Consider the following 14,631-nt stretch of genomic DNA (forward strand, 5'->3'; position numbering starts at 1 on the left):
CCTCCGTCAGTGCGCGTGATGGCCGGCATGGCCACCAGGGTCGCCCTGGCCGGCGGCCGGGGCGGAAGCTGGCGCGGCGGGCGTGCCCTGCGGCATGCGGTGACCGGCATGCGGATCTGCCGCCGGTTGGGCACCCGGCGTGACGTCCGCGTTCGACTGGCGCCAGGGCGAACGCGCGGGGCTCTGGTACGGGACATAGCCGGCCATCGGTGCGATGTCCGGCAGGGCCGGCACGGGCGCGGCGGCGTTCATGGGATCGGGCCGGTCGGCGGGATTGATCGAATCGATCGGCGCGATCGGCGCGATCGAATCTGCCGGATGGGCCGGATGGGCCGGATGGGCGGCCGGCGCCGATGCCTGAGCCACGGCCAGGGCCGGGGCAAGCATCAGCAGCCAGGCCACGGCGACGGCGACGGTACGCACGGCGGGCATGACAACCTCTTGCATCGTGATCCGCCGCATGCGGCGGTTCAGGCCGTGCGGCAGGCAAATACGGGAGTGGATCGGCGCGGACGAATCAGTCGACCGCGCCCTCGGCGCCTGGTCAGGCGCGGGGACGAGCGTGCGAAGGACGCACCTCGGGTGTCAGCAGCGACGGGCAGGCGGCCGGTCGGCGGGCAGGGGGAGTTGGCTGGCAAAGCTGGCCGGAGTGGCCAGCGGCAGGGCGTGGCGGCGGTGTTGCAACGCCACGAGGGGAATTTCCGGCAGCAGCATGGCACTGGCTGCGCAGGCACCGCACGCGCTGCAGTGGCCTGCGGCGTGGTGCGAATGATCGGTCGGCTGGTCAGGCGTGGCGCCGGCAGGCTGGGCATCGTGCCAGACGGGCATGTCGTCGCTGCCGCTGATGTCGCTCACGTTCGCCTGGTGGCAGTGCGCGTGGTCCATCTGGCCCATCTGACCCGCGGGGCCCGCGTGGTCCATCACCGCCTCGGCTTCGGCTTCCGCCTTGATGGCGGCATGCCGTTCCGGCATCGACAGGCCCGCGGCTTGCGTGACGCTGCAGATCATCATGACCGCCGCCGCGGCGCCCTGGATGGGCAACGCGAACATGGCAAGACACAACAGGAAGCTGGCGAACAGACGTTTCATCAGAATTTGACTAGACCTGCCCGGTCAGGGGCGCGGCAGGCTGCCACAATCAGGGCAGCGGGCATTGTACTGTGTTTGGCACCAGGATTTCGCCGATTGACGATGACATTCGTGCAATGTTCCACAAAATGCGTCTAACCTCGGATAGTGTCTAGGTTCTGCAATAAACCGAAAAGGGGGCGCCGGCGTTGGCCGGGCCCGGAAGTGAATCCCCATGCGTATCCTGATTGTCGAAGACGAACCGAAGGCGGGCGATTACCTGCTCAAGGGCCTGACGGAGTCCGGCTTCGTGGCCGACCTGGCGCGCGACGGCGTGGACGGCCTGTCCCACGCCCGCGAGCAGCACTACGACCTGATCGTCCTGGACGTGATGCTGCCGGGCATCGACGGCTGGCAGGTACTGCGCGAGCTGCGACGCGACAAGGACACCCCGGTGCTGTGCCTGACGGCGCGCGACGAACTCTCGGATCGTCTCAAGGGCCTGGAACTGGGCGCCGACGACTACATGGTCAAGCCGTTTGCGTTTGCCGAGCTGGTGGCGCGCATCCGCACCATCCTGCGCCGGGGCCCCCTGCGCGAGAGCGAATTCATGGAAGTGGCGGACCTGCAGATCGACACGATCCGCCGCCGCGTCACACGTGCCGGCCAGAAGATCGACCTGACATCGAAGGAATTCGCGCTGCTGCAACTGCTGGCGCGGCGCCGTGGCGAGGTGCTGTCGCGCTCGCTGATCGCGTCGCAGGTGTGGGACATGAACTTCGACAGCAATACCAATGTGGTGGACGTCTCGATTCGCCGGCTGCGCGCCAAGGTCGACGATCCCTTCCCGAAAAAGCTGATCCATACGCGCCGTGGCATGGGCTACGTGCTTGATGAGTCCGAAGAAGCGTGAGCGCCGAAGCATGAGACGCCTGGTGCGCATGCGGCGTGCGCTCAAGGCGTGGATGCCGGCGTCGCTGACCACGCGGCTGGCGCTGGCCTATGGCCTGACCACGGCCGCGATTCTGGTCGGAGTGGCCACCTATCTGTCCAGTGCCCTGGGAAACCAGTTGCAGTCGCGTGACGAAAGCGAACTCGTCGGCGAAGTGCTGCTGGTGCGCCATCTGTTGCGCGAGGTGGCCGACGAAACCGAAATTCGCACCGATACACACCGCTTTGCGGATATTGCGATGGGACACGAGGGGCTGATCCTTGTCGTCCGCACCGCGTCGGGCGATCCCCTGATCTCGCTGAATCCCCATAACGAAACCCTGCCGCCGCTGCGCGTGCTGCCGCTCTCCACCGCGCCGGACAAGACGCAGTTGCAGACCTGGCATCCGCGCAATGGCGTGCCCTCGCGCGGCATGGCGGCCCTGGGGCAGATTGGCGACACCGGCCGCACCGTCGAAATCATCGTGCTGAGCGACGCCGGTTACCGGGTGGCGCTGATGCGCGAGTACCGTGGCGAGCTGCTTGGCGCGGTGCTGTGCGGGGCGATTGTCGCGGCGGCGCTGGGCTTCGTGCTGGCCCGGCGTGGCCTGCGCATGCTGCGGCGCATGGCCAGCGATGCGGCGGCGGTCACCACCAGCCGCCTGGCGACCCGGCTCGATGTCGGTGGCGCGCCCGAGGAATTGCGCGACCTGGCCGGCGCGTTGAACGGCATGCTGGCGCGGCTGCAGGACAGCTTCACGCGCCTGTCGCAGTTTTCAGCCGATCTGGCGCACGATTTCCGTACGCCCATCAGCAACCTCGTGGGGCAGACGCAGGTGACGCTGGCGCAGCGCCGTACGCCCGCCGAATACGAGGCTGTGCTGGAATCGAACCTGGAGGAATACGAGCGGCTGTCGCGCATGATCGAGAACATGCTGTTCCTGGCCCGCGCGGACAACGCGCAGGTGGCCCTGGGCGCCCGGCCGCTCGATGCGCGCGCCGAACTCGACAAGGTAGCGGAGTATTTTGAAGCGGTGGCGGCAGACCGGAACCTGACGGTGATGGTATCGGGCCACGCCACGGTCGTGGCGGATCAGACCCTGCTGCGGCGCGCGATCATCAACCTGCTGGACAACGCGTTGCGCCACGCACCGGTAGGCAGTGCGGTGCGCATGGCCGTGGGCCGCAACGGCACGGACATGACCGCGATCAGCGTCACCAATGGCGGTCCCGCCATCGAGCCCGACGCCTTGCCACACCTGTTCGGCCGCTTCTACCGTGCCGATCCGTCGCGCCGCAATTCGTCGGGGTCCACCGGGCTGGGCCTGGCGATCGTCGACACGATCATGCGCTTGCATGGCGGCAGCGTGTCGGTGACGAGTGTCGAGGAGCAGACACGATTCGAGCTTGAGTTTCCTGACAGTTCTGTCAGTAGGGCAGGCGCATAATGGCGCCGCGCGGACTATCCGTCCGCGGCCTAACAGGAGACCGACATGCAGGTGCAACCGTATCTAGACTTTGGCGGACGCTTTGACGAGGCCATGGCCTTCTATGGCCAGGTGATGGGCGCAAAGGTGACATTCCTGATGCGCTACAAGGACACCCCGCCGGGCGGCGGCGAGCCGCCGTCAGCGGCATGGGCCGAGAAGGTCATGCACGCCAACATCCAGATCGGCGATAGCCAGATCATGGCGTCGGACGGCCGCGAAGGGCAGACCCCGGCCTTTTCGGGTTTCATGCTGTCCGTCGGCTACGTGCCGAATGCCGAAGGCAAGCGCATTTTCGACGCGCTGTCCGAGGGCGGCCAGGTCATCATGCCGTACCAGAAGACCTTCTGGGCAGAAGGCTTCGGCATGGTGGTCGACAAGTTCAAGATGACCTGGATGGTGAACTGCGAACATTGAGGTTTCGGTCAGCCACTCCCGCAGGCAGGCGTGGCTGACCAACGTCAGCGCGAGACGGAGCCGGCGAGTCCGGCCTCTGTTTCTGTCCGGCGCCCATGCGCCCACCGGTACAGCACCGGTAGTACCAGCAGCGTCAACGCCGTCGACGACAGGATTCCGCCGATCACCACCGTTGCCAACGGGCGTTGCACCTCGGCGCCGGTGCCAGTGGCAATGGCCATCGGCACGAATCCGAGCGAAGCCACCAGCGCCGTCATCAGCACCGGCCGCAGACGCGTCAACGCACCATGGAACACCGCGTCATCGAGCGATTCGCCTTCTTCGCGCAGGCCGCGGATAAACGACAGCATCACCAGTCCGTTGAGCACAGCCACCCCCGAGAGCGCAATAAAGCCCACTGCCGCCGAGATCGATAGCGGGATGTCGCGCAGCCACAACGCCAGCACGCCACCGGTCAGGGCAAACGGAATGCCGGTGAATACCAGCAGGCCGTCGCGCACGTTGCCAAACATCACGAACAGCAGCACAAAGACCAGCAGCAGCGCCAGCGGCACCACGATCTGCAGCCGTCCGGTAGCGGACTGCAACTGCTCGAACGTGCCGCCCCAGGCAATCCAGTAGCCGGCCGGAATCTGCACGCGCGATTCGATGGCCGACATGGCTTCGGGCACGAAACCACCCACATCACGGCCCCGCACGTTGGCGCTGATCACGATGCGGCGCTTGCCGTTTTCGCGCGACACCTGATTGGGGCCGGGCGATATGTCGAGCGTGGCAATTTCGCCAAGCGGGATATAGCTGGTGCCGGCATTGGCGCCACGCGGCAGCGGAATCGGCAGGCGCCGCAGGGCGTCCACATCGGACCGGATACCCTCCGGCAGCCGCACGCCGATATTGAAGCGGCGGTCCCCCTGGTAGAACACCCCCGCATCGCGTCCCCCGATGGCAATGGCCACGGTGTCCTGCACGTCGATCATGTTCAGTCCGTAGCGCGCGGCGCGGGCACGGTCCACGTCGACGGTCAGCACGGGCAGGCCGGTGGTCTGCTCCACCTTGACCTCCGTGGCGCCCGGCACCGACTGCAACACCTGGGCGATTTTCTGTGCCGTGGCGTCCAGCACGGCGTTGTCGTCGCCAAACAGCTTGACCGCCACGTCGCTGCGCACACCCGAGATCAACTCGTTGAAGCGGAGCTGGATCGGCTGGGAAAACTCGTAGCGGTTGCCCGGAATGGTCTCCAGTTCGGCTTCCATCGCGGCGCGCAGCGAATCGCGCGAGCGACCCGGATCGGGCCACTGGTCGCGTGGCTTCAACATGATGTAGGCGTCCGACGCATTGGGCGGCATCGGGTCGGAGGCAATCTCGGCCGTGCCGGTGCGCGAGAACACGCGTTCGATCTCGGGGAATTTCGCCTTGAGACGGGCCTCGATCTGCTGCTGCATTGCCACCGACTGCGTCAGGCTGGTGCCCGGAATGCGCAGCGCCTGCACCGAGAAATCGCCCTCGTTCAGGTTGGGGATGAACTCGCTGCCAAGCCGCGTGGCCAGCAGGCCGCTGAGCAGGATGGCCACCACGGCAGCCGTCAGCACCACCGGCGTATTGGCCAGCGCATGCTTGAGGGCGGGCTCGTACCAGCGCCTGGCCCAGCCCATGATGCGGTTTTCCTTTTCGGCCACACGGTCACCGATGAACAGCGCCACCGCCGCCGGCACGAAGGTCACCGACAGGATCAGCGCGCCCAGCAGCGCCACCACCACCGTCATCGCCATCGGGTGGAACATCTTGCCTTCCACGCCCGTCAGCGCAAAGATCGGCACGTAAACGATCATGATGATGAGCTGGCCGAACACCAGCGGACGGCGGGCTTCGCGGGCCGCGGCGAATACCTCCGCAAAGCGCTCCTCGCGGGTCAGGGGCCGGCCCAGCCGTTCCCGGGCATGGGCCAGGCGTCGCACGCAGTTTTCAACGATCACCACGGCGCCGTCGACGATGATGCCGAAATCCAGCGCGCCCAGGCTCATCAGGTTCGCGCTGATCCGGTACGTGACCATGCCCGTGAACGTGAACAGCATCGACAACGGAATCACCATCGCCGTAATCAGCGCCGCGCGCAGATTGCCCAGGAACAGGAACAGCACGGCGATCACCAGCACGGCGCCTTCGAGCAGGTTCTTCTTGACGGTGCCGATGGCCTTGTCGACCAGCGTCGTACGGTCGTAGACCGTGACGGCCTTCACCCCGGCCGGCAGCGACTTGTTGATCGCGGCCATGCGCGTGTCCACGGCGCGCGATACGGCCCGGCTGTTCTCGCCGATCAGCATGAAAACCGTGCCCAGCACCACCTCGCGGCCGTTGTCGGTGGCGGCCCCAGTACGCAGTTCGCGGCCAAGACCCACATCGGCCAGGTCGCGCACGCGGATCGGCTGGCCCTGGGCCGTCCCGACGATCACCTGGCCAATGTCGTCGATCGACTTGACCTGCCCGGGCGCACGCACCAGGTACTGCTCGCCGCGCCGCTCGATATAGCCGGCGCCGACGTTGCCGTTGTTGCGCTCCAGCGCCTGCACCACGTCCTGCAGCGACAATCCGTAGGACGCCATCTTCTCGGGGCTCGGCGCCACCAGGTATTCCTTGGCGAAACCGCCAATCGAATTGATCTCGGTCACGCCCGGCACGGTGCGCAGCTGAGGCTTGATGATCCAGTCCTGGATTTCGCGCAGGTCGGTGGGTGTATATGGGCTGCCGTCGGGCTTGCGCGCGCCGGGGTCGGCTTCCACGGTCCACAGGTAGATTTCGCCAAGGCCGGTGGAAATCGGGCCCATCTGCGGCGAAATGCCGGACGGCAGGTGCTCGCGGGCTTCCTGGATACGCTGGTTGACCAGCTGCCGCGCAAAGTAGATGTCGGTCCCGTCCTTGAAGATGACGGTGATCTGCGACAGCCCGTAGCGCGACAGCGACCGCGTCTGCTCCAGGCCCGGCAGCCCGGACATCGCTGTCTCCAGCGGATAGGTCACGCGCTGCTCGGCTTCCAGCGGCGAATAGCCGGGCGCCTCGGTATTGATCTGGACCTGCACGTTGGTGATGTCGGGCACGGCATCGATCGGCAGGCGGCTGTAGTTGTAGACGCCCAGCCCGGCCATGGTGAGCACGGCCAGCATGACCAGCCAGCGCTGCGCGATGGCAAACCGGAGGATACGTTCAAACATGGTGGCCTCCGGTCAGTGCGCGTGCTCGGCGCTGGCCTTGCCCTGTTCCGCCTTCAGCACGAAGCTGTTCGCGGATACATAGCGCGTGCCGGGCGCCAGGCCATCGACGATTTCAATACGCTTGCCATCGGTGCGCCCTGTCTTGACCGCGCGCGTGGCAAAGCCGCCCGGCACCTCCACGTACACCTGCTGGCGGTCGCCATCGGTCTGCAGCGCTTCGCTGTCGATGACCACGGCGGCATCGCTTTCGCCAGTGGCGACGCTGACGGTGACGAACAACCCTGGCCGCCAGGCCATCTGTGGGTTGGACAACGTCACGCGCGCCGTGGCCGTGCGGGTCTGCTGGCCGAGCAGGGCGCCCACGTACGAGATCTTGCCTTCGGCGGCGCCGTCGAATGCGGCCGATGTGACCCGGACAGCCTCGCCCAGCCTGACATGGCCCAGGTCCTTGGCCGCGATTACGAACTCGGCCCATACCGTATTGAGGTCGGAAATCGTGAAGACCGCCGTTTCGGCCGCCACAGCCTCGCCCAGTGCGAGATGCTTTTCCACCACGATGCCGTCGAACGGCGCGCGCAGCTCGAACTGGTTGATGGCACGGGCCGACGTCGTGGCGCCGATCGCGGTCAGCTTCTGGCGGGCGTTCTGGGCGGCGATTTCGGCTTCCTGCAGTGCCGTACGCGCGGCCAGGAAGTCCTGTTCCGCCGAGACCTTGTCTTCCCAGAGCTTCTTTTCGCGGGCGTAGGTGGTGCGGGCCAGTTCGAGCCGGCGCCCGGCGGCCAGCAGTTCGCTGCGCTGGTCGGACAACTGGGTGCTGGCAAATACTGCCAGCAGGTCGCCTTTCTTCACGCGCTGGCCCAGGTTGGCCACCACCGATTCGGCAACACCCGCGACACGCGGCACCACGTGCGCGGTGCGGTCTTCGTTGAACTTGATTTCGCCGGGAAATTCCACGGCGCTGCGGATCCTGCCTGGCCCCGCGCTGGCGATGGAGAGATTGGCGTTGCGGATCTGCTCCGGCGTCATGGCGATCCGGCCGGCGCTGTCGTCTGCATGGTCGGCATGGTCGGCATGGTCGGCATGGTCGGCGTGGTCAGCTTCGGCGGCAGAAGCCGGGGCGGGCGCCGCATGCGCGGCTTCGCCTTCGCCTTCATGGCTGTGGCCGTCGTCGCGGCCCGTCAGCAGCAGCGCCAGCGCGGCGACCAGGCCAGCGATCACGATGGCGGCAATCGCTACGCCTTGTTTTCGAGTCAATGTCATAACGGTGGTCCTTGCGTTGGCGCGTCAGCGGCCAAGAATGCGGTCGATCGTGGTGGCAGCCTGCCAGCTGCTGGCGACCACGCCGAGATAGCGGATGCGGGCCTGGAACAGCGTGCGCTGCGCATCCAGCACATCGAGATAGTTGAATTTGCCGGCCTCGAAGCCTTGGGTGGCCGCCTGGAACGCGCGTTCCGCGGCGGGCAGCACGGTCTCCCGCAAGGTCAGTGCCGAGGTGCGCGACACGTTCAACTGGCTGGACGCCTGCTGCAGGTCGTGGTCCAGCCGCAGCCGCGTGGCGCGCAGTTCGTCGGCGGCCTTGTCGGCCTGCCGGATCGCGGTGTACAGGTTGCCCTGGTTGCGATCGAACAACGGCAACGGAATGGCAATGCCCACCACGGGGAACGTGCCCCGCTCGGGGGCGCCGTTGTCGCGCTTGGCGCCCACGCTGAGCGTCACGTCCGGGTACTGGCGGCTGCGCTGCACGTTGATGTCGGCCTGGCGCCGATCCAGCTCGCGTTCGCTGGCCAGCAATACTGGGGCGTTGTCCAGCGACTGCCGCAACAGGGCGGACGCGGGGCGCGCGGGCAGGTCGTTGAGCTTGCCATCGGCTTCGGAGAAGCGCGGCGATGGGTTGCCCCACAGCGTGGCCAGGGTCTGGCGGGCCGCCACGAGTCCGGCATCGGCTTCGGCGCGCTCCAGCTCGGCATTGGCCAGTTCGACCTGGGCCTTGGTTTCCTCGACCGGAGAGATCTTGCCCGCCGCCACGCGTCGCGCCGCGGCGTCGGCACCGCGTCGGGCGATGTCGACGGAGCCGGCGGCCAGCCTGATGCGCTCCTGGGCGATCAGCACATTGAAGAAGGCGCCGATCACCGTGGCGCGCAGATCTGCTTGCGCGGCACCCAACTGGGCCTGCGCCACATCGCGTGCACGCTGCGCGGCCCCGATGCGGGCGCCACGCTTGCCGCCGAGTTCCACCGGCAGGTTCATCTGGGCGGTGGTGGCACGCGTGGCCTGGCGCGTGTCTTCCATCTGCACCGACACCTCGGGGTTCGGGATGACGCGGGCCTGGGTGATGCCGCCTTCGCTGGCATCGACTTCGATCCGCGCGGCCGACAGCGTGGGGTTCTGCGACGTCGCCAGGGCCAGCGCGGCGTCGAGCGTCAGGGCGCCGGGCGGCTCCTGGATGCTTTGCGAGGCGTCCTGCGCGGACGCCCAGGGCGTGAAGAATGGGCTGCACAACGCGGCCGCCAGCCCCAGCGGCAATAAAAGGCTTCTCATCGAATTCACCAGATCAGGCAGGAGAAAATCGGCGAGACGCGATGCGATACCGGTCAGCAGTATCGGGATGACAGGGTCAGTCGTGCGTCCCGCCGGCTAGGCGAGGCGCAGCCACTGGGGCCGATCGGGGACGGGGGCTGGAATGGAGCCGAACGCGAAGTGGCGCGGCTGATAGCGCAGGGTGACGTAACGATAGTCACCGGGCATGCGAAATTCGGCAAAGACGCCGTGCGAGCCGGGGAAGTGGCAGGCCGTGCAGTCGCCATCGGGCAGGTTGGCCGACTTGGCTGCCGCCTTGCCGGCGGTTTTGCTCGCCTTGTGCGCGTCGCTGCCGTGCTCGTGCGTGTGATGGCCAAAGTGGCTGGTCATCGCGGCCGGCTGGTCGGCCGATTCGTGTGCGCAATAGGCCGCAGCGCCGGCCCAGGCGAACTGGAGCGGCAGCAGAATCGACAGGAAGACGAGCAGCAGGCGGCGCATGGGCAGCGATTATAGGCCGCTGCGCCCACAGCGGGCATTACGTTGGTGTCATCGTCGGGGTCTTTGCGGCCTGCGCTTGACCTTGAAGTGGCTACAGGGTCTTCAATAGCAGGCAATCACGCACAAACGGATAACTGCCATGGCTCGTACCACCCCTGAAAACCTGCTGCCGCCCAGTTCAGCGGCCCGCGGTCATGGGCACGACCACGAACATTCGCACGGCCACGACCATTCGCACGGGCATGACCATGACCATCGCCACGATCACGATCACGATCACGATCATGACCACGATCACGGCCATGACCACGCACCCGGCCCGGCGCCGGCGAGTTGCGGCTGCGGCACCACCTGTGGCACCCCGCTGACGGTCGGCCCAGCCGTTGTCGCCCTGGCGGGCACGCGATCCGCTGCCTACCGGATCGAGGCGATGGACTGCCCGACCGAGGAAACGCTGATCCGGAACAAGATCGGCAATATGGCCGGCGTGGCGGCACTCGACTTCAACCTGATGCAGCGCGTGTTGACAGTGCATCACAAGCTCGATTCGCTCGATCCCGTCGTCAAGGCGATTGCCTCGCTGGGCATGAAGGCCGAACCGCTGTCGGATGACAACGCCGAGTCGGCGGTGGCCGAGCCCGGCAAGCCCTGGTGGCCGCTGGCACTTGCCGGCGCGGCCGCCATCGGCGCCGAAGTGGCCGAGTGGTTCCAGGTCGCCGCCCCGTACCTGCCGGCGGCGCTGGCGCTGGCGACCGTGCTGATTTCTGGCCTGGGCGTCTATCGCAAGGGCTGGATCGCCGTGCGCAACGGCAACCTGAACATCAACGCGCTGATGAGCATCGCTGTCACGGGCGCCATGGTGATTGGCCAGTGGCCCGAAGCGGCGATGGTGATGGTGCTGTTCGCCCTGGCCGAGCGCATCGAGGCGGCTTCGCTGGACCGCGCCCGCAACGCCGTGCGCGGGCTGATGGCGATGGCGCCGGAGCAGGCCACCGTGCTGCAGGCCGACGGCACCTGGCAGGCCGTGGAGGCACGTGCCGTGGGCGTTGGCGCGACGGTGCGGCTGCGTCCCGGCGAGCGCGTGGCGCTGGACGGCCGCGTGCTGCGCGGCCAGTCGGCACTTGACCAGGCGCCGATTACCGGCGAGAGCGTGCCGGTGGACAAAGCGCAGGGCGACCCGCTCTACGCGGGCTCGATCAACCAGTCGGGCGAACTCGAATATGCGGTGACCGCGCCCGCCACCGACTCCACGCTGGCACGCATCATCCATGCCGTGGAAGCGGCACAGGGCAGTCGCGCCCCGACCCAGCGTTTCGTGGACCAGTTTGCACGCATCTACACGCCCGTGGTCTTTGCCATTGCGCTCGGCGTGGCCGTGGTGCCGCCGCTGTTGCTGGGCGGCGCCTGGCTGGCCTGGATCTACAAGGCGCTGGTGCTGCTGGTGATCGCGTGCCCCTGCGCGCTGGTGATCTCCACGCCGGTGACGATCGTCAGCGGGCTGGCGGCGGCGGCCCGGCGCGGCATCCTGATCAAGGGCGGCGTGTATCTGGAACAGGGCCGGCATCTGTCATGGCTGGCGCTGGACAAGACCGGCACGCTGACGCACGGCAAGCCAGCGCAGACCGACATGGCGCTGCTCGTCGACGACGCGCCGCAGGCCCGCGCCATCGCCGCAAGCCTGGCTGCCCGGTCCGACCACCCGGTGTCGCGTGCGGTGGCTACTGCGGCGGACGCCGACGGCGTGGCGCGGCTGGAAGTGAGCGATTTCGCGGCGCTGCCAGGGCAGGGCGTACGCGGCGCGGTGGATGGCGTGGCGTACAGCCTGGGCAATCACCGGCTGATCCACGACCTGGGCGCCTGCTCGCCGGCTCTGGAAGCACGGCTGGAGGCCATCGAACGGCAGGGCAAGACCATCGTGATGCTGGCGGCGATGCCGGACGGCGGGCGGCCTGCCCGGGCGCTGGCCCTGTTCGGCGTGGCCGACACGGTGCGCGAGACCAGCCGGCAGGCCATCGAGCAGCTGCACGCGCTGGGTGTGAAGACGCTGATGCTGTCGGGCGACAACCCGCACACGGCGGATGCCATTGGCCAGGCTGTGGGAATCGATGAAGTGCGCGGCAATCAGTTGCCGCAGGACAAGGCCGATGCCATCGCCGCGCTGGCGGGCCAGGCCCATACGCATGCGGGCAAGGTCGGCATGGTGGGTGACGGCATCAACGACGCGCCGGCGCTGGCGCGCGCCGACATCGGCTTTGCCATGGGCGCGGCGGGCACGGACACGGCCATCGAGACCGCCGACGTGGCGCTGATGGACGATGACCTGCGCAAGATCCCAGCGTTCGTGCAGTTGTCGCGCCGTACGTCGTCCATCCTCAGGCAGAACATCGCCCTGGCGCTGGGTATCAAGGTGGTGTTCCTGGCCCTGACCGTCATGGGCATGGGCACCATGTGGATGGCCGTGTTTGCCGATATGGGCGCCAGTCTGCTGGTGGTGTTCAACGGACTGCGCCTGACGCGCAAGGGCGTGGCCTGACCCTGGATTCGACCGAATCCAGGGCGGCGTCGGTTACGGCTGGATGATCAGCTCGCCGCTGCGGCCGGGAATCTCGCCCCAGGTGACCGGCAGTTGCGGCAGGTCGGTGCGATCGATGTGTCGGTAGTAGGTGGCCATCGACACCAGATCGTGCCCCTGGGCGCGCCAGCCAGCCAGCAGCCGCTGGAAAACCGGCGCCAGCTTGCCGCCTTCCAGTTCGGTGTGCAGCGTGAAGATGTGGTCGGCGTCGCCTTCGGTCAGCTTCAGTACGGCCTGGTGGACATTGTCCTCGGTCAGGTCGCCCACGCCGATCAGCTCGTCGAGCGTCGGCAGCGTGGTCGGCATCTGCACGTGGCGGCACGGCTTGCCCGCCACGGTCGGGATGTACGGCGCGGTACCCCGACCATCCGACGCGTAGGTCATGCCCCAGTCGTCGATCTGGCGGAACGCCTCTTCGTTCATCTGCCAGCCCGCCGCGCCGTGCGTGGTGGGCGGCGTGCCGAAGACCTCGACGAAACGCTCGAACGACTGCTGCATCTGGCGCCGCGTCCAGGCCGCATCGCGCCCGCGCACGTTGTCCTGCCAGTAGACGTGGTCCCAGGTGTGGATGCCGCATTCGTGGCCGGCAGCGGCCGCCGCACGCATCTCGGCAGCACCCTTGCGGCCGATGTCCGGCCCCGGCAGCAGCACGCCGTACATCAGCGTGCGCAGGCCGTAGTTGGACACCACCGACGTGCGCGACACCTTCTTCAGGAAGCCAGGACGAAATACGCGGCGCAGCGCCCAGCCCGTGTGGTCCGGGCCAAGGCTGAACAGGAACGTTGCTTCCGCCTGGTGCGGAGACAGCATCGACAGCAGCGCGGGCACCCCTTCACGGGTGCCGCGCAGCGTGTCGACGTCGACTTTCAGGGCAATGCGGGCCATACGGCGATCAGTTGCTGCCGTCGACCAGCGTGCGGGCGTCCACCACCTTGTCGCGGTAGGCCTCGAAGATGCGGCGCAGCGCCTGCTCCATCGTCACCTCGGGCTTCCAGCCCAGTTCGTCGATCGTGTTGTCGATCTTCGGCACGCGGTGCTGCACGTCCTGGTAGCCCTTGCCGTAGAACTCGCCCGACGACGTCTCAACGATCTGCGTCTTGCGGGCTTCCTCGGCGTACTCCGGGTAGTCGGCCGCCATCTTCAGCATCATCTCGGCCAGCTCGCGCACCGAGTGGATGTTCTTCGGGTTGCCGATGTTGAAGATCTTGCCGCTGGCCACGCCGTCGCGGTTCTCGATGATCTGCATCAGCGCCGAGATGCCGTCCGAGATGTCGGCAAACGCGCGCTTCTGCTCGCCGCCGTCCACCAGCTTGATCGGCTCGCCGCGCACGATATGGCCCAGGAACTGCGTCACCACGCGCGACGACCCTTCCTTCGACTCGAAGATCGAGTCCAGGCCCGCGCCGATCCAGTTGAACGGGCGGAACAGCGTGTAGTTCAGGCCCTGTTCCATGCCGTAGGCGTGGATCACGCGGTCCATCAGCTGCTTGGAGCAGGCGTAGATCCAGCGCGGCTTGTTGATCGGGCCGTAGATCAGCGGCGAGGCTTCCGGGTCGAATTCGTCGTCGGCGCACATGCCGTAGACCTCGGAGGTCGACGGGAACACCAGGTGCTTGCCGTACTTCACCGCGCTGCGCACGATCGGCAGGTTGGCCTCGAAGTCCAGCTCGAACACGCGCAGCGGGTTGCGCACGTACGTGGCCGGCGTGGCGATGGCCACCAGCGGCAGGATCACGTCGCACTTGCGGATGTTGTACTCCACCCACTCCTTGTTGATGGTGATGTCACCCTCGGAGAAGTGCATGCGCGGATGGTTCACCAGGTCGCCCAGGCGGTCCGACGACATGTCCATGCCGTAGACCTCCCACTGCGTGGTTTCCAGGATGCGGCGCGTCAGATGGTGGCCGATGAAGCCGTTGACGCCAAGAATCAGGAC

The 14,631-nt window shown here is 67.2% G+C and carries 12 protein-coding genes; 4 read left to right on the forward strand and 8 right to left on the reverse strand.

The window, feature by feature from the left end; genetic code table 11:
- Positions 1-6: 6 nt before the first annotated feature.
- Together CYJ10_RS31835 and CYJ10_RS31840 are read right to left on the reverse strand one after the other, a co-directional pair.
- The gene (locus tag CYJ10_RS31835; RefSeq protein ID WP_257993622.1) at positions 7-447 is read right to left on the reverse strand and encodes a hypothetical protein; all 441 of its coding nucleotides are present in this window, start codon (positions 445-447) and stop codon (positions 7-9) included.
- A 138-nt stretch (positions 448-585) separates the two neighbouring features.
- Positions 586-1,089 (reverse strand): hypothetical protein, encoded by a 504-nt coding sequence (locus CYJ10_RS31840; RefSeq protein WP_101685432.1) that lies wholly within the window; start codon positions 1,087-1,089, stop codon positions 586-588.
- 214 nt (positions 1,090-1,303) lie between these two features.
- On the opposite strand from CYJ10_RS31840, the gene CYJ10_RS31845 reads away from it, so the two are divergent.
- Genes CYJ10_RS31845 through CYJ10_RS31855 form a run of 3 tightly spaced genes read left to right on the forward strand, consistent with a single transcriptional unit; the run spans position 1,304 to position 3,902 of the window.
- Complete coding sequence (locus tag CYJ10_RS31845; RefSeq protein WP_092598032.1) at positions 1,304-1,981, forward strand: heavy metal response regulator transcription factor; 678 nt, start codon at positions 1,304-1,306, stop codon at positions 1,979-1,981.
- Between the two features lie 10 nt (positions 1,982-1,991).
- Positions 1,992-3,446, forward strand: coding sequence for a heavy metal sensor histidine kinase (locus tag CYJ10_RS31850; RefSeq protein ID WP_180863131.1), 1,455 nt, complete (start codon positions 1,992-1,994; stop codon positions 3,444-3,446).
- Between the two features lie 45 nt (positions 3,447-3,491).
- A complete protein-coding gene (locus CYJ10_RS31855) occupies positions 3,492-3,902 on the forward strand; it encodes a VOC family protein (RefSeq protein WP_101685434.1) in 411 nt (136 codons plus the stop codon).
- Positions 3,903-3,946: 44 nt separating this feature from the next.
- On the opposite strand, the gene CYJ10_RS31860 is transcribed toward CYJ10_RS31855, so the two are convergent.
- The 4 genes from CYJ10_RS31860 to czcI all read right to left on the reverse strand — a co-directional run bounded on the left by CYJ10_RS31860 (position 3,947) and on the right by czcI (position 10,123).
- A complete protein-coding gene (locus CYJ10_RS31860) occupies positions 3,947-7,108 on the reverse strand; it encodes a CusA/CzcA family heavy metal efflux RND transporter (protein ID WP_101685435.1) in 3,162 nt (1,053 codons plus the stop codon).
- 12 nt (positions 7,109-7,120) lie between these two features.
- Positions 7,121-8,368: an efflux RND transporter periplasmic adaptor subunit gene (locus CYJ10_RS31865; protein ID WP_101685436.1), complete on the reverse strand. Its 1,248-nt coding sequence runs from the start codon at positions 8,366-8,368 to the stop codon at positions 7,121-7,123.
- Positions 8,369-8,392: 24 nt separating this feature from the next.
- On the reverse strand, positions 8,393-9,646 hold the full coding sequence (locus CYJ10_RS31870; RefSeq protein WP_146002160.1) for a TolC family protein: 1,254 nt from the start codon (positions 9,644-9,646) through the stop codon (positions 8,393-8,395).
- 96 nt (positions 9,647-9,742) lie between these two features.
- Positions 9,743-10,123, reverse strand: a complete 381-nt coding sequence (czcI, locus tag CYJ10_RS31875; protein WP_101685437.1) for a cation efflux protein, CzcI family — start codon at positions 10,121-10,123, stop codon at positions 9,743-9,745.
- A gap of 139 nt (positions 10,124-10,262) precedes the next feature.
- Here czcI and CYJ10_RS31880 point away from each other — a divergent pair, with 139 nt between their 5' ends.
- Positions 10,263-12,656, forward strand: a complete 2,394-nt coding sequence (locus CYJ10_RS31880; protein WP_101685438.1) for a heavy metal translocating P-type ATPase — start codon at positions 10,263-10,265, stop codon at positions 12,654-12,656.
- A 33-nt stretch (positions 12,657-12,689) separates the two neighbouring features.
- On the opposite strand, the gene CYJ10_RS31885 is transcribed toward CYJ10_RS31880, so the two are convergent.
- Positions 12,690-13,580, reverse strand: a complete 891-nt coding sequence (locus tag CYJ10_RS31885) for a polysaccharide deacetylase family protein (protein WP_101685439.1) — start codon at positions 13,578-13,580, stop codon at positions 12,690-12,692.
- A gap of 7 nt (positions 13,581-13,587) precedes the next feature.
- Positions 13,588-14,631 (reverse strand): bifunctional UDP-4-keto-pentose/UDP-xylose synthase (locus CYJ10_RS31890; RefSeq protein ID WP_101682447.1); only part of this gene is annotated, 1,044 nt, incomplete at its 5' end.

Source organism: Cupriavidus pauculus, from assembly GCF_002858765.1.
Lineage (GTDB): Bacteria > Pseudomonadota > Gammaproteobacteria > Burkholderiales > Burkholderiaceae > Cupriavidus > Cupriavidus pauculus_B.